22 protein-coding genes are annotated in these 18,825 nt (G+C 48.9%); 13 read left to right on the top strand and 9 right to left on the bottom strand.

The window, feature by feature from the left end:
- The first annotated feature begins 280 nt into the window (after positions 1-280).
- Together NSS88_RS10450 and NSS88_RS10455 are read left to right on the top strand one after the other, a co-directional pair.
- A complete protein-coding gene (locus tag NSS88_RS10450) occupies positions 281-847 on the top strand; it encodes a helix-turn-helix domain-containing protein (RefSeq protein ID WP_081106617.1) in 567 nt (188 codons plus the stop codon).
- A 3-nt stretch (positions 848-850) separates the two neighbouring features.
- Positions 851-1,111, top strand: coding sequence for a hypothetical protein (locus NSS88_RS10455; RefSeq protein ID WP_341084391.1), 261 nt, complete (start codon positions 851-853; stop codon positions 1,109-1,111).
- A gap of 214 nt (positions 1,112-1,325) precedes the next feature.
- On the opposite strand, the gene NSS88_RS10460 is transcribed toward NSS88_RS10455, so the two are convergent.
- The 5 genes from NSS88_RS10460 to istA all read right to left on the bottom strand — a co-directional run bounded on the left by NSS88_RS10460 (position 1,326) and on the right by istA (position 6,130).
- Complete coding sequence (locus NSS88_RS10460) at positions 1,326-2,126, bottom strand: ExeA family protein (RefSeq protein ID WP_069303982.1); 801 nt, start codon at positions 2,124-2,126, stop codon at positions 1,326-1,328.
- Positions 2,119-3,372: an IS481 family transposase gene (locus tag NSS88_RS10465; protein ID WP_094239815.1), complete on the bottom strand. Its 1,254-nt coding sequence runs from the start codon at positions 3,370-3,372 to the stop codon at positions 2,119-2,121. Before NSS88_RS10465 ends, NSS88_RS10460 begins: the two co-directional genes overlap by 8 nt.
- Before the next feature lie 140 nt (positions 3,373-3,512).
- Positions 3,513-4,070, bottom strand: coding sequence for a DUF6431 domain-containing protein (locus NSS88_RS10470; RefSeq protein WP_341082796.1), 558 nt, complete (start codon positions 4,068-4,070; stop codon positions 3,513-3,515).
- A gap of 147 nt (positions 4,071-4,217) precedes the next feature.
- Positions 4,218-4,931, bottom strand: coding sequence for an IS21-like element IS5376 family helper ATPase IstB (istB, locus tag NSS88_RS10475; protein ID WP_341082798.1), 714 nt, complete (start codon positions 4,929-4,931; stop codon positions 4,218-4,220).
- Positions 4,928-6,130 (bottom strand): IS21-like element IS5376 family transposase, encoded by a 1,203-nt coding sequence (gene istA, locus NSS88_RS10480; protein ID WP_061580737.1) that lies wholly within the window; start codon positions 6,128-6,130, stop codon positions 4,928-4,930. The genes istB and istA overlap by 4 nt, the downstream gene beginning before the upstream one ends.
- 575 nt (positions 6,131-6,705) lie before the next feature.
- On the opposite strand from istA, the gene flaG reads away from it, so the two are divergent.
- From flaG to NSS88_RS10500, 4 genes are all read left to right on the top strand, one after another.
- Positions 6,706-7,065, top strand: a complete 360-nt coding sequence (gene flaG, locus NSS88_RS10485; protein WP_341084392.1) for a flagellar protein FlaG — start codon at positions 6,706-6,708, stop codon at positions 7,063-7,065.
- Between the two features lie 15 nt (positions 7,066-7,080).
- Positions 7,081-8,601, top strand: coding sequence for a flagellar hook-associated protein 2 (locus NSS88_RS10490; protein WP_341084393.1), 1,521 nt, complete (start codon positions 7,081-7,083; stop codon positions 8,599-8,601).
- Between the two features lie 154 nt (positions 8,602-8,755).
- On the top strand, positions 8,756-9,157 hold the full coding sequence (gene fliS, locus NSS88_RS10495) for a flagellar export chaperone FliS (protein ID WP_055357909.1): 402 nt from the start codon (positions 8,756-8,758) through the stop codon (positions 9,155-9,157).
- Positions 9,157-9,510: a flagellar protein FliT gene (locus tag NSS88_RS10500; protein WP_055357910.1), complete on the top strand. Its 354-nt coding sequence runs from the start codon at positions 9,157-9,159 to the stop codon at positions 9,508-9,510. The genes fliS and NSS88_RS10500 overlap by 1 nt, the downstream gene beginning before the upstream one ends.
- A 33-nt stretch (positions 9,511-9,543) precedes the next feature.
- Here the strand turns inward: NSS88_RS10500 and NSS88_RS10505 are convergent, their stop codons facing one another.
- The 4 genes from NSS88_RS10505 to NSS88_RS10520 all read right to left on the bottom strand — a co-directional run bounded on the left by NSS88_RS10505 (position 9,544) and on the right by NSS88_RS10520 (position 11,611).
- Positions 9,544-9,828, bottom strand: coding sequence for a hypothetical protein (locus NSS88_RS10505; RefSeq protein WP_235468437.1), 285 nt, complete (start codon positions 9,826-9,828; stop codon positions 9,544-9,546).
- Between the two features lie 80 nt (positions 9,829-9,908).
- Positions 9,909-10,067, bottom strand: a complete 159-nt coding sequence (locus NSS88_RS10510) for a hypothetical protein (RefSeq protein ID WP_235468441.1) — start codon at positions 10,065-10,067, stop codon at positions 9,909-9,911.
- Positions 10,060-11,307, bottom strand: a complete 1,248-nt coding sequence (locus NSS88_RS10515; protein WP_339239157.1) for an RNA-guided endonuclease InsQ/TnpB family protein — start codon at positions 11,305-11,307, stop codon at positions 10,060-10,062. Before NSS88_RS10515 ends, NSS88_RS10510 begins: the two co-directional genes overlap by 8 nt.
- Positions 11,308-11,437: 130 nt before the next feature.
- The gene (locus NSS88_RS10520; protein WP_235599033.1) at positions 11,438-11,611 is read right to left on the bottom strand and encodes a hypothetical protein; all 174 of its coding nucleotides are present in this window, start codon (positions 11,609-11,611) and stop codon (positions 11,438-11,440) included.
- Between the two features lie 164 nt (positions 11,612-11,775).
- Here NSS88_RS10520 and hpf point away from each other — a divergent pair, with 164 nt between their 5' ends.
- The 7 genes from hpf (at position 11,776) to NSS88_RS10555 (ending at position 18,763) form a co-directional block, all read left to right on the top strand.
- Positions 11,776-12,324 (top strand): ribosome hibernation-promoting factor, HPF/YfiA family, encoded by a 549-nt coding sequence (gene hpf, locus NSS88_RS10525; protein ID WP_055359110.1) that lies wholly within the window; start codon positions 11,776-11,778, stop codon positions 12,322-12,324.
- An 85-nt stretch (positions 12,325-12,409) separates the two neighbouring features.
- The gene (locus tag NSS88_RS10530) at positions 12,410-13,009 is read left to right on the top strand and encodes a hypothetical protein (RefSeq protein ID WP_235599032.1); all 600 of its coding nucleotides are present in this window, start codon (positions 12,410-12,412) and stop codon (positions 13,007-13,009) included.
- Between the two features lie 46 nt (positions 13,010-13,055).
- Complete coding sequence (secA, locus tag NSS88_RS10535) at positions 13,056-15,569, top strand: preprotein translocase subunit SecA (RefSeq protein WP_061580764.1); 2,514 nt, start codon at positions 13,056-13,058, stop codon at positions 15,567-15,569.
- A 91-nt stretch (positions 15,570-15,660) separates the two neighbouring features.
- Positions 15,661-16,765, top strand: a protein-coding gene (gene prfB / locus NSS88_RS10540) for a peptide chain release factor 2 (RefSeq protein ID WP_153016555.1) whose coding sequence is annotated in 2 segments (ribosomal slippage) — positions 15,661-15,735 and positions 15,737-16,765 — 1,104 coding nt in all. Because the reading frame shifts where the segments join, the coding sequence is not laid out codon by codon here.
- A 110-nt stretch (positions 16,766-16,875) separates the two neighbouring features.
- Entirely contained in the window at positions 16,876-17,133 is a 258-nt protein-coding gene (locus NSS88_RS10545; protein WP_080729666.1) for a hypothetical protein, read from the top strand.
- Positions 17,134-17,547: 414 nt separating this feature from the next.
- Positions 17,548-17,763 (top strand): type II toxin-antitoxin system RelE family toxin, encoded by a 216-nt coding sequence (locus tag NSS88_RS10550; protein WP_061580763.1) that lies wholly within the window; start codon positions 17,548-17,550, stop codon positions 17,761-17,763.
- A 136-nt stretch (positions 17,764-17,899) separates the two neighbouring features.
- On the top strand, positions 17,900-18,763 hold the full coding sequence (locus NSS88_RS10555) for a YitT family protein (protein ID WP_053532703.1): 864 nt from the start codon (positions 17,900-17,902) through the stop codon (positions 18,761-18,763).
- Positions 18,764-18,825 lie beyond the last annotated feature (62 nt).

An 18,825-nucleotide genomic window follows, 5' to 3' on the forward strand; every position in this document is an offset into this window, starting at 1 on the left:
CCCATGCTGTTTTAAAGGATTAAAGTGGTAATTTATTGGGGATTAAATGCGATAGTTTGTGTTTTTCAATCTGTTTTATGTGAATAAAAGGGGAAATGAAAGGGAAAAGAGGATCTCAAGTACTACATTTTATGAAACGGAGTCGTTAGTTGTTGGACATTGACTAACGGCTCTTTTTTTCTCATTAGATGAAAAAAGGGATAATTGTGGATTGACAATTGTTGTTTTCTTTATTTTTATTATTATCAATAATGATAATAATAAAAAGAGGTGAACGACGATTAAACAGTCAAAGGCAGATTTACTACTTCATCCGATCCGATTGCGTATTGTTCAAACTTTCACTGGGGGACGGCACCTAACTGCTCAACAATTAATCGAGTTGTTGCCGGATGTTCCGCAGGCTACATTATATCGACACCTTCATAAGTTGCATGAAGGCGGTATTATTCAAATTATTGATCAACGACAAGTCCGTGGAACGACAGAGAAAATTTACACATTGGCAGAACAAGGAGCCAATTTGACAAAAGATGATTTGGCAAACTACAGCCGAGAAGATCATATGCGGAATTTTTTGGCTTTTTTAGCTTCCATTCAATCTGACTTTCACAGGTATTTGCAGCAAGAACACTTTGATCTGGAGGCGGATGGAGTCAGCTATCGAAAGGCTTCATTGTATTTAAGCGATGAGGAGTTTTCCCGATTGTTACAAGCAATTCGTTCTGTTGTTGAGCCGGCTCTTAAAAATCAACCGGCTCCTGGCAGGCGCCTTCGCACACTTTCAACGATCTTCATACCTCAGCCAGAACAAAAACCTTCAAACCATAAAGGAGAGGGGGAATAATCAATGCCGACACCTTTGAAAAACGAAAATACATTATCTGATCCATCCAATCAAAAAATGGCTCGTAGATTTATCCTTGCAATCCCTTTTTATTTAGCTGTTCCTATATCATTTGGGTTGTTTTTTTACCATGGTTTTAGCCCTATTCAATGGAAAGCATGTCAAGGCCGATTATTTTTTCCCCAAAATCGCCGGTTTAAAATTCCCCAGAAGGACCTTTCATTGATCCTTCTGTTTTTCTTCTTGGAGCCTCTTTTCCCGTAATCGATAGTGTAAACTAGCACATTATTTCAGAATCCCTTTTTCAAATTATTTCAGGCGGATTCGGAAATAATGTGCAAAATTTTTGCGGATTGTTCCGGATTTTGCACATTCTTTCGGAACGTTTGCACGCTCTTTCAGATGAAGATTTCCAGCGCGCCTGATGGACCTATGGAAAAGAGAAAGCACAAAAGAGGCCGATTCGGCCCCTTTCGTGCTAATACCCCATTTCCTCTGCGGCCATGCGCACCATTTCTTCGTCAATGGCGTCCTTTTTCAGCTGATACCCGTATAACAGGCACGTCGTGGCCAACGTGTTGATCACCCGAGGCCATCCCCGCGACTGCAGGGCAATCGCCTCTAACGCCGATGGGGTGAAGATCGGATGCTTCGCCCCGGCCTGTTTCATCCGATGTTCGATGTAGCCCGCCACCTCTTCCTTCTCCAGCGGCCCCATCCGGTATCGCATGATGATCCGCTGGTCGAGAGGGCGGTGCTGATTGAGCCGCAGCTTCCCCTGTAAATGGGGCAGCCCGGCCAAAATCAAGACAAATGGGTTGGTCGAATCCATCTCAAAGTTGAACAAGATCGCGATGTCCTGTAAAAATGCATCCTTCGCTAAATGCATCTCATCCAAAATGAACACCGGCGTGATCCGCCGTTCATGATACAATCGCTCGATCGCCTGCTGGATTTGGCGGAAGAGGTCTACCTTGCGGTACTTCGGTTCCTCTCCTAATCCCAAGGCCAGTCCACGGTAAAAATCCATCACGCCTCCGGTGGATAACGGAAAGTAGACGACATGATACAATGATGGATTCAATGACTCTTTCAGCGCCCGAAGGGCGAACGTCTTGCCCGCCCCCGGCTCTCCGATCAACAGCCCGATCCCCCGGGTTCGTTTCACGTACTCCAGCGCCCGCAACGCTTCCTGAAATGACGCCCCTTGATACGCCTCGGACGGGTCTGTTTCTTTCGCAAACGGCTCCCGCGAAAGGGAGTAAAACGATTTATACACCGTGTTCTCCCTCCTTCGCCGGAATCGCCGCAAACGGGGACCGATGGCGTTTTACATAGGCGTTGTCCTCCAAACGCACCCGAATGGCTTCCGCCACCCGTTTGCCCTCTTCGTACACATAGACGCCTCGTTCGTCATAGCGGAGCTCAATCGATTGCCCAATGAACCGAGGCGGCACTTCGTATAGCTGTTTATTCAGGGTGATCGTGCCATCGGCTTTGACCTTGCGGTGCTCCCGTTTCAGAAAAATCGCATCCAGCCAATCGCCATCTTCGATGAACGACACGAGATGCACTTGCGATTGAAACACCTCATGCGGCGTTTTTCCGTCCAGTGAGGCGTGCGGTTTTCGATGATACTCCTCTTCAAGCCACTTCCAAAAACGCTCGTTCAACTCGTCAAGCGATTTCGGCGGATTCAGCTCCAACAGTGGATAAAACCGTGTCTGTACGGTGCGGAAGAACCGTTCGATTTTTCCCTTGCTTTGCGGGTCATACGGCTGGGTGTGGATGAGTGTAATCCCCATCTCGGCGCACGCATACTGCAGCACCTCGGACCGATAAATTTTCCCGTTGTCCGAGTAAATGCGTTTCGGCTTCCCGCAACGAAGCACCGCTTCCTTCGTGACGATCCGCAGCCCGTCAAACTTCTCCGAAGGGAAAAATTGGGCATATGGCACTAACCGCGAGCAGTCATCGATATACGCGATCAAAAACGTTTTCTGGGCTTTCCCATGGACGCGAATCGTGGGTCCATGGGATAAGTCCCCTTGCCATAGCTCATTGATCTGGTCATACGCAAAACGCTTTCGCTCCGGCATCGGCAAGATTTCTTTTCCCACCAGGTTGTGTTTTTTCAACAATCGGTATATAGTAAAGTAAGAGGTATGATTTTCTGGGATTTCCCCCTGCTCGATCAGGTGTTCGTAGAACACCGTCACGGGCATGGTGGGATGTTCTTTTCTTAGGGCTAAAATATGATCCTCATCATCGGGCGACAGACGCCTTGAGTGGCCGCGGTCCGAACGGCGCTTCGGCTTTAAGGCGTCAAAGCCCCCTTTTTTGTATCGGGTGCACCAATCGAGGATCGTCTTGGCTGCGATTCGTTTGTCGCCCTGGTGGGGAACATGGTGCACTCGCTCGCTCACCTCTTTCAGATACGTCTTCGGTTCCACCTGCCCATTCACCAACGGAGCGATTAGCCCGTACCGAAACAGGGCAATGTCGTGTCTCATCGACTCATTCATTCAAATCTCCTCCTGGTCTCACTTGGAATCAGGACCGTTCCGGTCCGTCTGCCCTTATCGTACCGAATTGCTTTTTCTCCGTCGATAGGAAAGGTTTGTGGGAACCTCAACTATTTCCAATTTAGGATATGTATGTAAAATCAGGATCCCATTTGATTCGCAAAAGGGTGTCGGAATCCGTCCTCCCACATGTCTCTGATGACCGAATCGAGACCGTGTTTCTCCAACGTCCGGATCCACCAGGAAGCCCGTTCCTTTTCTTTTTTCACGATAGGGCCTATGATCCTCCACCGCCTCGCAAAAAAGCTATGAAGGCTTGATAGGTTTCGGTAGAACCGTCGGACATAAAAGATGATGCCGTCCTTTGTCAGGAGGAACGGAGCCCGGTTCGTCCCCTCGGTCAATCCCAACTGCTCTTTCACGACTTGCCATATGGCGGACAACGTATACTGAAAATACGGGAGGAGAAAGGAAGGCAGCACACTCACCGTCTTCAAGCATTCCCGACAGCGATACCGGACAATCCAAATGCGATAATCACCATGTGGGGTCAATGCGTTTCGCTCATAGTAACCGTGGCGGTGCAACGGGCGCTTGGCCCGGCAATGCGGACACTTTTTCAGAAGAGGGAAGTCGTTTTCTTTTCCACGCTCTGCATACGTTTGGACGTCAATGCCAAAGTCATGAAATTGAATCACGTCCTCTTCCCCCTCCTATGAACCGATGGATTTTCTCTTCCGAAATAATTCACAAAAAATTTAGCACATTCTTTCAGAAAAGGGGAGAGGGCTTTCTGAAGGAATGTGCAAAAAAATGTCTCTTTTGTTCCGAAATAAAGTGATAATTTACAGATAGCTTTCCCCCTTTAGGTTGAAAATGATGGAATGATGCAGTAATCGATCTAACATCGCTGTCGCCAAAACCGAGTCTCCCACGATTTCTCCCCATTCCCCAAAGCTTTTGTTGGAGGTGAGGATAATCGGGGCATGCTCGTACCGCCGGGCGATCACTTGAAATAAGTAATGAGCGCTGTTCGGGTCCAGTTTTAGATACCCCATTTCATCAATAATGAGAACGGTTGGCTTCACAAAGACACGAAGCTTTTTCTCCAACTTTCCTTCCTGGTCGGCTCTTCTTAACTGATTGACCAAATCGTGGGCGGTAATAAAATACGTTTTATATCCTCTTGCGATCGCCTCCATTCCAATCGAAATTGCCAGATGTGTCTTCCCAATCCCCGGTGGACCGAGAAAGAGGATATTTTCTTTCCGGTCAATAAAGGACAACGTAAGCAGTTCTCGAATCCGGCGCTCATCCACCGAAGGCTGCGCGGTAAAATCAAACGTATCGATCGTCTTGCGATACGGCAGTTTGGACAGCTTGATGAGCGTTTGGATCGATCGTGCCTGTTTTTCGACGATTTCTGCCTCTAATAAGCGGAATAAAAACTCTGAATATGATATATTATGAGTAGAGGCGTATTCTGCCATGGCGGACCATCGCTCCGCCATGACAGGCAAATGGAGTTGGTGGCAATACTCGTGTATTCGTTCTTTCATGAGCTTTCCCCTCGCAGGAATGCGTCATAAACGGACAATGGACGAGTATCCACTTCCACCGAAATAGGCGAAATGGTGGCGGCCATTTCCGTCTGTTTCTTTTTTATTTTTTCGGCGAATGAAATCACTTTTTTCTGTTGGTCCACGTGAGAAATCTCCTCCCCTCGAAAGTACAATCGAATATCTCCATTTAATCGCTCCTTCACCAGAATTTCTTTGCCCGCATACTCCGCCGATAAGAGCCATTGTTCCCCTTTGTAGGAGAAACTGCCATCCCAATGCACCTTCCGATAGGAAAGATAGCTCGTATCGTAATCTTTCAACGGGAGAGGTTTCAGCTGTTCCTCTGCCCAACGCTCTTGCGGAGGAATGCCGGTAGTGGCGTTTGGCTTCCGATTCGCCACTTGATCGAGCCAACGATGTAAAAGGAAATTTAATTCTTCGATGCTTTCAAACGATGTTCCTACATAGAAGTGATCCATAATATACTGAATGGCTCGTTCGACTTTTCCCTTTGTCTGGGCCCGGTAAGGCCGGCATACTTTTGGAATAAATCCGTAGTAACTCGCAAATTCGGAAAATCGTTGATTCCATTTCACCACTCCTTGTTCTCGCCCGTCTGTAACGGTCTTCATATTGTCAAATAACACCTTCTTCGGAACCCCGCCAAAGTACTTGAAGCTCTGAATTAGGCATTCCATTAAGTGTTCCTGATCCTGGCTGACCGTAAATACCGCGTATTTCATCCGCGAATAGCCTAACACAGCCACAAATAGCGATAACTTGACTTTTCTCCCTTCGATCACGACCTCCCCGACTTCTTTCCAATCGACTTGCATTTGTTCGCCAGGAAGCGTTTCATAACGAACGGTGTATTTCTTTTTCGCCGTCTCTCGGAAAGGTTTCATATAGTCTTTTAAAATCGTCTTTCCTCCCGTATAGCCCTGTTGTCGAATTTCAAAAAACAACTTTTCGCTATTAAACACCCCATCTTCTAACATTCGTTTTTGAAGATACGGCTTAAATGGATCTAACTTGCTTTTTCTTTGTTTTCGCTTGGATTTGGAAGGAGGATTGGGGGAGTGAATATATTTTCGGACGGTTTTCCGATCGATCCCCAATTCCCTCGCAATATCGGAAATACTCATTCCCCTTTCATACATCTCTTTGATCATAAAAAATTCCCCTCTCGTAATCATGAACCATAGCTCCTCTCATTGACACTATGGTTCTATTGTAAGTGGGGAATTTTATTCCGGCTATATTGGGGATTTTATCATCGGCTTTAACAAGATTTGTTATGAACAAATCGTAAACAACGTTATAATTGATGGAAAGGAGCTAGCATCATTTTTATTACAACTGGGAATGACTAAAGAAATATATGGTTTTGACGGAATTTTAGGAGTAGACTTTATGGAGAGAACGGGAATGATTATTGATTTTAAAAATTTCATTATTAAATATGGATAAAAGCAATGTTTGAGTTTTGCCAAGAATGTTTTGTGCTTATATTCCTCATCTTGTTTTTTTGTTTTAATGTGATTTTACTCTTTTATATTCCCCTTTTAAGTTTCTACTTCCCCCTCGTTAGTTTTTGCTTATGATACCCCCGCTATTTTCAACAATTGACAAGTATTATACACAAGAAATGAAATTATCATCATCTCCTGATTTTTATATGGATTGCTTTTATTTTTCTCTTCCCCTTCACAACTCCCCATCTCCATCCGATATAAAACATAGATAGTGTTCATGCAAAGGAGCGGACGTAATGACGGTAGAGCGCGTTTCTTCTCATTCACTTTCTTATTTGTATGAAAATATTCGCAATGAAAAAGCCAGCAGCATGATCGAGTCGCAAAAGCAGAATCATGCTAGCACTTCGGAAGCACCGCAGCAAAACATTCCAAAAGAAAAACTAGAAGAAGTAGTGAAAGGCTTAAACGAATTCCTTCAGCCAAGCCATACGTCGTTAAAGTTTGAACTGCATGACGAGCTGCAGGAATATTACGTACAAATCATTGATGAGCGAACGGATGAGGTCATTCGAGAAATCCCGCCGAAAAAGCTGTTGGATATGTACGCGGCGATGATGGAGTTTGTCGGGCTTTTGGTGGATAAAAAAATTTAACGGTGGTGAGTCGACATGGCGAATACGTTGCGCATCAGCGGCCTCGCGAGCGGGATGGATATTGACAAAATCGTGAGCGATTTGATGAAAGCGGAGCGGATGCCGCTTGATAAATTGAAGCAGAAAAAGCAGCTGCTCGAGTGGCAGCGCGATGATTACCGAGCGATGAACACGTTGCTTCAGGGGCTTGACGACTATTTGTTCAGCAACATCACGCTCCAAAGCAGCATGTTCAAAAAAACCGTCTCGAGTTCGAACGAATCGGTCGTCACAGCGACGGCGGGCTCGAGTGCGGCGAACGTGGCGGCGGCGATTCAAGTCAATCAAGTGGCCACATCGGCCGTCTGGCTGTCCGATGCTACGAAAAGGGTGGATGCTACGAAAAGGGGGGATAAAGCGAGTTTCTCGGTAGACGCCGATGTCACGCTGACGATCAACGTGACGAATGGGGATGGGACGACGAAGCAGGCGGCGATCACGGTGAAACAAGGAACGACGTTAGACGGGTTGATCGCCCAACTCAACAGCAACCTAGATCTTGGCGTCAGCGCGTTTTACGACGAGCAGACCGGGCGGGTTTCGATCATGAAAAAAGACACGGGAGCGCAAGCGAGTCTGGTGCTCGCCGATCAGGCGACGGTGGACTTTTTTGCGCAATTAGGGTTTACGAATACCGTAGCGGGGCAAGAGCTCACGGGGAAAACGGCAGGGAAAGACGCCGACATCACCATCAACGGCTTGCGAACGACCCGCTCGTCGAATACATTTACGATCAACGGTGTGACGTATACGGTGAAAGGGACGGGCACGGCGACAGTGTCGGTGGCGACGGATGCGGACGCGATGTTTAACGCCATTAAAGGGTTTGTCGATAAATACAATGAAGTGATCGCCAAAATCAACGCCGAGCTGAAAGAAGAGCGCTACCGCGACTATCCGCCGCTCACCGATGAGCAAAAAGAAGCGATGACGGAAAAGCAAATCGAGCTGTGGGAAGAAAAGGCGCGCAGCGGGATGCTTCGCGGCGATTCGATTTTGTCGAGCGCCTTAAGCCAAATGCGGATGAATGTGTACACGAAAGTCGAAGGGGCGAACATTCCAAGCGGGTTCTCGCAGCTCGCGCAAATCGGGATTACGACGTCGTCGAATTACCTTGACGGTGGGAAGTTGATCATTGACGAGACGAAGCTGCGGGAGAAAATCAAGGAAAACCCGGATGCCGTCTATCAGTTGTTTAACCAAGACGGGGCGACGGATGCGGAAAAAGGGATCGCCCGCCGCCTGCGTGATACGATCAAGGCGACGATCGGGAAGATTGAGCAAAAAGCGGGGAAGACGATTTGGACGAACCAGCAGTTTGCGATCGGGCGCGATTTAATCGAAATCAATGACCAAATTGACCGCTTCGAAGACCGTTTGAAACAAATTGAAGACCGCTACTATCGCCAATTCACGGCGATGGAAGAGGCGATTCAGCGCGCCAACCAGCAAAGCATGTACTTGATGAACGCCTTTGGTGGCGGCATGCAGGGGTAAGCGGTTTGAAGGCTCAGGCGCTGTCGCGGTGACAGTGGGGGAAGAAGCGACCACGCTCACGGATGGCAACAGATGAAGGGCGTTCGGCACGGCCCGTTGAATCAGATGATGGTTTTGCGATGGGGTGAACATCATAGAAGAGGAGTGACGGAAGATGGCGACAAACAATCCGTATCAACACTACCAAGCGAACGCCGTGCAGACGGCGTCGCCTGGGGAGTTGACATTGATGCTGTATAACGGCTGCTTGAAGTTTATCAAGCTCGCGCGCCAGGCGATGGAGACGGGCGATATCGCGGCGCGTAATGAAAACTTGTTGAAGGCGCAAAAGATCATTTTGGAATTGATGGCGACGCTGAAAATGGAATATGACGTCGCGAAATCGATGATGACCATGTATGACTACATCTACCGCCGTCTGATCGAGGCGAATGTGAAAAGCGATGCGGCGATTTTGGATGAAGTGGAAGGGTATGTCGTCGAGTTTCGCGATACGTGGAAACAAGTGATTCAGCTCCATCGGCAGCGCCAACACGCGGAAGGCGGGCAGGCGTAATGGGCGTGGTGCATGATGTATGGCGGGTGACGAAGGAGCTGCTGGAGGCGACGGCGTTGCCGTGGCCGTCCGAGGATCGGGAAGAGCGGCTTCGGACGGTTGATCGATTGCTTCAGGAGCGCCAGGAGCTCCTTTGGAAGCTTCGTCCGCCGTACAGCGAGGAAGAGCAGCGGCTTGGCCGCGAGATCATCGCTTGGAATGAAGAAATTGAGAGGCGGCTTCACCGCGTGGGTGATGAGATTCGAAACGATTTGCGCATGGCGGGGGCGAAGCGGCAGGCGAACGCCTGCTACGTTCATCCGTACGAGCAGCCGCTTTCGATTGACGGGATGTTTTACGATAAAAAGCGATAAAGAAAAGGACAGCGCCATGCTGTCCTTTTCGCTTCAAACTGTTTTCACAATCGTGATGTTCATCTCTTTCCGCAAGTCAATCTCATACGGGCTTTTCAGCTCCTCGCCCGCGGGATTTTTGATGACGCGGACGATGGGGCGGAGCGGGAAGCCCGGAAACACTTGCGAGACGACGCCGACTTCCCCGGTGTTGAGCTTAACGGTCGTGGCGACGTTGACCGAATGGTGGAAAAAGTAGTCGTTTGAGATGACCAAATCCGACAAGTTGATGAGCAAATCTTCTTGTTTGAGCAAATAGTCCAAAATGTCTTTGAACACTTTTTCGTGCTCTTTTCCTAAATCGAGGGAAGACACGCGGCTGAGCAGCTTTTTTGCTCGATCAAGGCCGTCATCGTCTCTTACACTTTTTTCACTGCCTGCTGGCGCACGGTCGGGCTGATGAGCGGGCGCGGGCGGATGTCATATGTTTGTTTGTCATCAATGTGAACTACCCCACTTAATTTTCTAGCGAAAATTTGAAGTGGGGGCTTCCAAAGAAGTTTGACTGCTTCAAGCAATCCTTATTCTTTGAGGCGTGTCCACTTCGCCGCTAGAGCATAAGACACTCAGGTCTACAGCTTTACTTTTCTTTAAGATGTTTAATGCGCCATTGACATCAGCATTCATTAGTTTGCCAGACTTTGTTCGATACAAGCCGCGCTTAATACGTTTGCCGCTGAACTTATATTCTTTTGGATTGTCGGCATTATATTCAGGAATCTCATCGCCGTCAAAAAAGCTGGCTTGAGACGTATAGGATTCTTCCTGTTTCAAGAATTCAATGCCGTAAAATTCACAAAGATATTCTAGTTTTTCTTTTATGTTACCGAGAGGAATATTGACAAAGTTTTGATTTGTCTTTTTTCCTAGATTCATATTGCGTTGCCATGTTTCCGCATAGCCAATGACAAGTTTGCCAATTTGATTTTCAATACAGTAGTTAATGATGTAACGGCAAGTCTTGTTGATATAATCATTCACTTTATTATTGCGATTCATAGCAAGCAAAGCCTGTTTACGAGTGGTGCCTTTGATTTTTTGCTTATCTTTTATGCTTTGAAGTCTGGCATTTTCTTTGTTAAACCATTGATTTATACTTTTTAATCTCCGCCCATCAATGATGAATGATCTGCCGTCTGATGTGACACAAGTGGCAACATTGTTTAATCCTAAATCAATTGCCAGTGCTTTTTGGTCGTTTAATTCTCTTTGATCTTCAGGCATTTCATATTTGTACTGAATCTCAAAGAACCTGGCATGATGCTTAGGAATGATTTCAATCTGCTTAATCTTTTTGTCCAGTAACACAGGCGGAATCGTTATCGTGATAGGCTTGTGAGTCTTTTTAAATAGGCGAGAATACGGTATCGTGAATTTGTTGCCGTCTATACGAATCTGGCCAATGATCAGTGAATGAAAGCCATCTTTTTTAAGATATTTTGGAATACTGATAGCCTTGTGGTCATATTTTCCTTGTTTGGCAAGACTGATCAAACCAAAGAAAGATTTAAAGGCTTCATTGACCTTTTTTAAAATTTGCTGTGCCATGTTGCTGTTTAACAGCTTATAGTTTTCGTTAGTTTTGGCAAGATGATAATTTTTCTCATAATTAAGAAATTCCTTGTGTTCAAAATAGTATTGTCTGACATTGTACAATCCGACGTTGTACATGTTCTTGGCAATATGGCACAGTTCTCGAAGAGTCAAGTATTCTTCTTTGGTCAAACCATTTAGCTGTTGTTTGATACAAAAATACATGTTTTCACCTCCCATCTAACTATATTATACTATATTTTACTGAATCTATCCTATTTTCAGCAAAATATAGTTAAGGCGATTCATCTCCCACTTACTCCGCTTTGCTTCGTTGAAGTGGGAGTCTTCTCGCCTAATTAAGATAAATGTATTGAACCCCTTTTTGCGCCAACGAACGGATGTAGCCGTTTGTCAGCCGCACGCCGCGCGACAAAAGGACGCTGCCGTTGGCGGCGAACAAGGTCGACAGCGAGCACGTCACCGCTTTTCGCATGGGAAATATGGATTTTTCGCATCGTTTCCACACTCCGTACTTTCCACACCAATTAAGAAAAAACACCCATGCCTGTTTTACCATATTTTCCTACAGTTTTCGCAAAATCTTCGAAAATATTTTTGATTGAAGCAGGGGTTTGATGGGTAATGAAAGAATGTAGGGATCTATAGTTTGAAAATAAGGAGTGGTCAGCGATGATGTATTACATTCGCGGGGAAAACATTGAAGTCACGCCAGCGCTGCGCGAGTACGTGGAGAAAAAAATCGGCAAGTTGGAGCGCTATTTCGACCGCACCGATGACGTGAATGTCCATGTCAATTTAAAAGTCTACAACGATGGACAAGGGAAAATCGAAGTGACCATTCCGATGCCGCATTTGTTGCTTCGGGCGGAAGAGCGCCATAACGATATGTATGCGGCGATCGATTTAGTGACGGATAAACTGGAGCGGCAAATCCGCAAACATAAAACGAAAGTCAATCGGAAGCTGCGCGACCGCGAGAAAGAAGCGAAGCTGGCCGCCCCTGTGCCAAGCGGCGCTGCTGCGGCGGAGAACGACGAGGAATTTGAAATCGTGCGCACGAAACACTTCAGCTTGAAGCCGATGGACAGCGAAGAGGCGATTTTACAGATGAATTTGTTGGGGCACAACTTCTTCATTTTTACGAATGCCGAGACGAACCGGACGAACATCGTCTACCGCCGCAAAGACGGAAAATACGGATTGATCGAGGCGAATTAAACGGTTGCCTCTTGTGCGCATCCCCTGCTTTTTTGGGCAGGGGATGTTATAATATGCATGAGAAAAATCAAAATGGGGGAGAGCAATGGAGGAATTGTTGCGTCAAATTTTGTCCAAGTTGGACAACATGGAAAAAGGGTTTTTGGTGTTCCAAGAAGAAACTCGCCAACGGTTTGAGCAGATGGATGGCCGTTTGACGGAGATGAACGGACGCCTCGTCGGCCTCGAACGGGAAATGGGCGCGGTGAAAGAGCGGTTAGACCGTGTGGAAACGCGGTTGAAAGGCGTAGAGGCGCGATTGGACGGCGTAGAGGCCCGGTTGGATGGTGTAGAGTTCCGATTGGACGGCGTGGAAACGCGGTTGAATGGTGTAGAGACCCGCTTGGACGGCGTGGAAACGCGGTTGAATGGTGTGGAGACCCGGTTGGATGGTGTGGAAAACGAATTGAGGGAAGTGAAAGAGACGCTTCATCGGGTCGAAACGCAGCTTGTGGATGATGTGCAAATCTTGCTTCGCAAAATTCATGAAAAAGTTGAGGAGAAAAGTTTTGAAATGGATGCGCTGAATCGTCGCCTTCACCATGCGGAAGCGGCGATTGAGCAACTTCAGTCCAAGTGTGATCCCCTCTCTTGGACATGCCCCCTCTTGAAGCCTGTGCAACAGTTGTCACTGATCCCTGTATAATGATATGATGAAGAAGTGAGTCCATGAAAAATAAGGAGCGTTTCCTATGCTTGGAGTCTTAAAAAAAGTATTTGACCCGAACAAGCGTCATTTGGCAAGGCTTGAGAAAATTGCCGATCAAGTCGACGCGCTCGGTCCGGAGATGGCCCGACTGTCCGATGAACAGTTGCGGCAAAAAACCGAGGAATTCAAAGCCCGCTACCAACAAGGCGAATCGCTCGATGATTTGCTTGTCGAGGCGTTTGCCGTTGTGCGCGAAGGGGCGAAGCGCGTCCTCGGTTTGTACCCATATAAAGTGCAAATTATGGGCGGCGTCGTTTTGCATGAGGGCGACATCGCCGAGATGAAAACGGGTGAAGGGAAAACGTTGACGGCGACGATGCCCGTCTATTTGAACGCCTTGACGGGGCGCGGCGTGCATGTCGTGACGGTCAACGAATACTTGGCGACGCGCGATGCGACGGAAATGGGCAAACTGTATGAGTTTTTAGGCATGACTGTCGGGTTGAACTTAAGCGGCATGTCGCGCGAGGAGAAGCAAGCGGCGTACAACGCCGACATTACGTACGGGACGAACAACGAGTTTGGCTTTGACTATTTGCGCGACAACATGGTGCTCTATAAAGAGCACATTGTGCAGCGGCCGCTCTATTATGCGATCATCGACGAGGTCGACTCGATTTTGATCGATGAAGCGCGGACGCCGCTCATCATTTCAGGGACGGCGCAGAAGTCGACTAAGCTGTATGTGCAGGCGAATGCGTTTGTCCGCACGTTGCGCAAAGATGTCGATTACACATACGATGAAAAAACGAAAAGCGTCCAGCTGACGGAAGAAGGAATGAACAAAGCCGAGCGGGCGTTTGGCATCGACAACTTGTTTGATTTGAAGCACGTGACGCTCAACCACCATATTCAGCTGGCGCTGCGGGCGCATGTTGTGATGCAGCGCGATGTCGACTACGTCGTGCAAGACGGAAAAGTGATCATCGTCGACCCGTTCACCGGGCGCTTGATGCATGGCCGCCGCTACAGCGATGGGCTTCATCAAGCCATTGAGGCGAAGGAAGGGCTCGAGATTCAAAACGAGTCGATGACGTTGGCCACCATTACGTTCCAAAACTATTTCCGCATGTATGAAAAACTCGCGGGGATGACGGGGACGGCGAAGACGGAAGAGGAAGAGTTCCGCAATATTTACAACATGCGCGTCGTCGTCATTCCGACGAACCGCCCGGTGATCCGGGAGGACCGTCCGGATTTGATTTATCGGACGATGGAAGGGAAGTTCCGCGCCGTGGTTGAGGACATCGCCGCCCGCCATGCGAAAGGGCAGCCGGTGTTGGTCGGCACGGTGGCGATCGAGACGTCGGAGCTGTTGTCGGAGATGTTGAAAAAACGCGGCATCCCGCACAACGTCTTAAACGCGAAAAACCATGCGAAAGAGGCGGAGATCATCGCCCAAGCAGGACAAAAAGGCGCGGTGACGATCGCGACGAACATGGCCGGGCGCGGGACGGACATTAAGCTTGGCGAAGGGGTCAAGGAGCTTGGCGGATTGGCCGTCATCGGCACGGAGCGTCACGAAAGCCGGCGGATTGACAACCAGCTGCGCGGCCGCTCGGGACGCCAAGGCGATCCGGGAGTGTCGCAGTTCTATTTGTCGCTTGAGGATGAGTTGATGCGCCGCTTCGGTTCCGAGAGCTTGATGGCGATGATGGACCGCCTGGGGATGGACGATTCGCAGCCGATCCAAAGCAAAATGGTGACACGGGCCGTTGAGTCGGCGCAAAAACGGGTCGAAGGCAACAACTTCGACGCCCGCAAGCAACTGCTTCAATATGACGATGTCCTGCGCGAACAGCGGGAAATCATTTACCGCCAGCGCTATGAAGTGCTTGATTCCGACAACTTGCGCGGCATTATCGAAAAGATGATCCAATCGGTGATCGAGCGCGTCGTCAACGCTCATACGCCGAAAGAAGAGGTTCCGGAAGAATGGAATTTGAAAGGGCTCGTTGAGTATCTCAACGCCCATCTGCTTCCGGAAGGGGATGTAACGGAAGCTGACTTGCGCGGCAAAGAGCCCGAAGAGATGATCGAGCTGATTTGGGAAAAAGTAAAAGTGCGCTATGATGAGAAAGAAGCGCAAATCCCGCCGGAACAAATGCGCGAGTTTGAACGCGTCGTCGTCTTGCGCGCCGTCGATATGAAATGGATGAACCATATCGACGCGATGGAGCAGCTCCGCCAAGGCATTCATTTGCGTGCGTACGGGCAAGTTGACCCGCTGCGCGAATACCAAATGGAAGGCTATGTGATGTTTGAAAACATGATTGCCGCGATTGAAGAGGAAGTCGCCACCTATATCATGAAGGCGGAAATCCACCATAACCTTGAGCGCCAAGAGGTGGCTAAAGGCGAAGCGGTTCACCCGAAAGAAGACGGCGAAGAGCCGAAGAAAAAACCGGTCCGCAAGGCGGTGCGCGTCGGCCGCAACGACCCGTGCCCGTGCGGGAGCGGGAAGAAATATAAACATTGTTGCGGAAGAACGGTGTAACGGTTTATAAATAATAGGGGGGCGCTGCCTCCCTTTTGAATGGCAGATATGAACCATTGACATACTATATTCATGATGAGGTGAGGACAACATGATCGATTTGGTGGAAATTAAGCAAGAGCTTGAGAAAATGGCTAAGCGATTAGCGGAAATTAGGGGGTCTCTTTGACCTCGAAGCGAAGCAGGAGCGCATTCGCGAATTAGAGGAGCAAATGGCCGCGCCCAACTTTTGGGATGACCAGAAGGCGGCGCAGGCGGTCATTTCCGAAGCGAATGCGCTCAAAGATCTCGTCGAGGAATTTTCTTCACTGGAAGAACGGTTTGACAACTTGGAAGTGACGTACGAATTGCTCAAGGAGGAGCCGGATGACGAGCTCCAAGCTGAGCTGGTCGAGGAAGCGAAAAAGCTGACAAAAGACTTCAGCGATTTTGAGTTGCAGCTGCTGCTCAATGAGCCGTACGATCAAAACAACGCTATTTTGGAGCTCCACCCGGGCGCGGGCGGCACGGAGTCGCAAGACTGGGCGTCGATGTTGTTGCGCATGTACACGCGCTGGGCGGAGAAAAAAGGGTTCAAAGTCGAGACGCTCGACTATCTCCCGGGCGAGGAAGCGGGGATTAAAAGCGTCACGCTGCTCATTAAAGGGCATAACGCTTACGGCTACTTAAAAGCGGAAAAAGGGGTGCACCGCCTTGTGCGCATCTCCCCGTTTGATGCCTCGGGCCGCCGCCATACGTCGTTCGTCTCGTGCGAAGTCGTGCCGGAGATGGATGATAACATTGAAATTGAGATCCGGCCGGAAGAGCTGAAAATCGACACGTACCGCTCGAGCGGAGCGGGCGGGCAGCACGTCAACACGACCGACTCGGCCGTGCGCATCACTCACTTGCCGACTGGCATTGTCGTGACGTGTCAGTCGGAGCGGTCGCAAATTAAAAACCGCGAAAAAGCAATGAACATGTTGAAGGCGAAGTTGTACCAAAAGAAACTCGAGGAACAGCAGGCCGAACTCGCTGAGCTGCGCGGCGAGCAAAAAGAAATCGGCTGGGGCAACCAAATTCGTTCGTACGTCTTCCATCCGTATTCGCTTGTCAAAGACCATCGGACGAACGTTGAGGTCGGCAACGTGCAAGCGGTGATGGATGGGGAAATTGATGTGTTTATTGACGCGTATTTGCGTGCGAAGTTGAAGTAAAGGGCGATCATCGGATCGTCCTTTTTTCGCTTCAAAATCGTGTTTTGGCCTTTTGACGCATCTATGCTTTCGTGATACGCTGAAGGTAATGATAAGGAAAAAGGAGGGCGATGGCTTTGGCTGTGCGCAAACAATTGCTTTACGAACTGATTGACCGGTTGGATGAAACGGATCATCAAACCGCGTACGATTTTTTGATGTACTTGCTTGATCGATCCAGAAAGGAACGAATGGTATGGGAGCGGATTGACGAAACAGATGAAGAAGCGTTGACGGAAGAAGAGCGCCAGCAGCTGCAAAGCGATGAAGGATATATCACCGGGGGAGAAGCCAAGCGTGAATTCGGGCTACAAGTTGATTTACCGTAAGGCTGCGGTCAAATTCATCCTATTTCGCGCAGGAGACTCCCACTTCAACGACCAAAGGGAGTAAGTGGGAGAGGAATGCGCGTTCCCCTTTTCTTTTGTGTATGATAGAATAAAGGCGTGGAGAAAACCGTTTAATAAAGGCACTCCAATAACTGCTACTCGATGTATGGAGTTGGTTACAGGAAACGTTGTAACCGTAAAACATCGAGCGTAGGTCCGTCTGTTGTGTGTGGAAGCCAAGTACTGCCAACAGACACACCGAGAGAATCGGTAACGATGCAGGCATGACCTGCGTCGTTGGGTAGTCGTCAACCTGCCCTGATGCAACCCCAAGTCAAGGAAGGAGGACGAAGTCCGCTTGTACTTCTGGGGAGTTGCAAGCCCCCACTTCAAGCGTTAGCTAAGTGGGGGTAGTTGACCGCTAGGCAAGAAAAAGAGGTTCAAGAACGGTTGGCCTCTGGGTTGCAAGGTCTGCTTGCGATCCCACCACAGGGGGATATTAAAAAGTTGAAGGGGCAGGATGGATTATATCGGCTGCGAATCGGAACATATCGTGTGTTGTTTCGCATCGATCATGATGAACGAATCATCTATATTGAGGCGATCGGCAACCGCGGGGATGTGTATTGAGGCTTGTATTTTTTGGCTAGGGCGATCATCGGATCGTCCTTTTTTCCTTTAGCATAGCAGACCATTATCGCGTTAATCGGCTGTCATTTACTTGCCAAAACGGGCATGCTATACTCACAGAGGAAGGTGGGGAAGCATGCGGAAGCGAAGAGAGAAGACCATGCCTCCGGCGTTGGAGGGAGCTTTGGAGTATGTGTATGTTCTGGTCGGCGCGGCAGTTGTAGCGGTGGCGTTTAACGTGTTTTTGCTGCCGAATCGGATCGCCTCGGGCGGGGTAAGCGGCGTGAGCACGATTATGCACGCGCTGTTTGGCATTGAGCCTGCCTACGTCCAATGGGCGCTCAACATTCCGCTCTTTATCGCTGGCGTTGTGCTGCTAGGCCGGCAGTTTGGCGTCAAGACGTTTGTCGGGACGGTGTTTTTGCCGCTGGTCGTCTACATGACGAAAGGGATGGAGCCGGCGACGACGAATCCGCTTCTTGGCGCGATCTTTGGCGGTATCGGTGTCGGGCTCGGCCTTGGCATGGTATTTCGCGGCCGCGCTTCGACGGGTGGCACCGATTTGGCGGCGCAAATCATCCATAAATATACCGGGCTGTCGCTCGGCATGTGTGTGATTTTGATTGACGGCTTGATCGTGTTGACCGCGGCGTTTGTGTTTGATATTGAACGGGCGCTCTACGCGTTGATCGCGTTGTATGTGACGAGCAAAACGATCGACCTCGTCCAAGTCGGGCTTGGCTATTCGAAAATTGCCTTGATTATTACCAATGAAGAGGAAAAAGTGCGCCGCGCCATTTTGCACGAAATCGATCGCGGGGTGACGCGGCTGCCGGCGTACGGTGGTTACACCGAACACGAACGGCCGGTACTGATGTGCGTCGTCGCGCAATCCGAGTTCACGAAATTGAAACAATTGGTCCGAACCATTGATCCGACAGCGTTTGTCGTCGTGGCCAACGCCGTCGAAGTGCTTGGAGAGGGATTTCAACGTACGTAAAACGGAAAAAATCGGTTATAATAAAAGAGAATGAAATTTTTGTTTTCTGGGGGGAGTTCGCC

It is taken from the genome of Geobacillus sp. FSL W8-1251, assembly GCF_038005945.1.
Lineage (GTDB): Bacteria > Bacillota > Bacilli > Bacillales > Anoxybacillaceae > Geobacillus > Geobacillus stearothermophilus.

Coding starts and splice junctions, on each gene's coding strand:
- NSS88_RS10455 (WP_341084391.1), top strand. CDS start 851: ATGCCGACACCTTTGAAAAACGAAAATACATTATCTGATCCATCCAAT.
- NSS88_RS10465 (WP_094239815.1), bottom strand. CDS start 3,372: ATGAATGAGTCGATGAGACACGACATTGCCCTGTTTCGGTACGGGCTA.
- istB (WP_341082798.1), bottom strand. CDS start 4,931: ATGAAAGAACGAATACACGAGTATTGCCACCAACTCCATTTGCCTGTC.
- istA (WP_061580737.1), bottom strand. CDS start 6,130: ATGATTACGAGAGGGGAATTTTTTATGATCAAAGAGATGTATGAAAGG.
- flaG (WP_341084392.1), top strand. CDS start 6,706: ATGACGGTAGAGCGCGTTTCTTCTCATTCACTTTCTTATTTGTATGAA.
- NSS88_RS10490 (WP_341084393.1), top strand. CDS start 7,081: ATGGCGAATACGTTGCGCATCAGCGGCCTCGCGAGCGGGATGGATATT.
- fliS (WP_055357909.1), top strand. CDS start 8,756: ATGGCGACAAACAATCCGTATCAACACTACCAAGCGAACGCCGTGCAG.
- NSS88_RS10500 (WP_055357910.1), top strand. CDS start 9,157: ATGGGCGTGGTGCATGATGTATGGCGGGTGACGAAGGAGCTGCTGGAG.
- NSS88_RS10515 (WP_339239157.1), bottom strand. CDS start 11,307: ATGTATTTTTGTATCAAACAACAGCTAAATGGTTTGACCAAAGAAGAA.
- hpf (WP_055359110.1), top strand. CDS start 11,776: ATGATGTATTACATTCGCGGGGAAAACATTGAAGTCACGCCAGCGCTG.
- NSS88_RS10530 (WP_235599032.1), top strand. CDS start 12,410: ATGGAGGAATTGTTGCGTCAAATTTTGTCCAAGTTGGACAACATGGAA.
- secA (WP_061580764.1), top strand. CDS start 13,056: ATGCTTGGAGTCTTAAAAAAAGTATTTGACCCGAACAAGCGTCATTTG.
- NSS88_RS10545 (WP_080729666.1), top strand. CDS start 16,876: ATGGCTTTGGCTGTGCGCAAACAATTGCTTTACGAACTGATTGACCGG.
- NSS88_RS10555 (WP_053532703.1), top strand. CDS start 17,900: ATGCGGAAGCGAAGAGAGAAGACCATGCCTCCGGCGTTGGAGGGAGCT.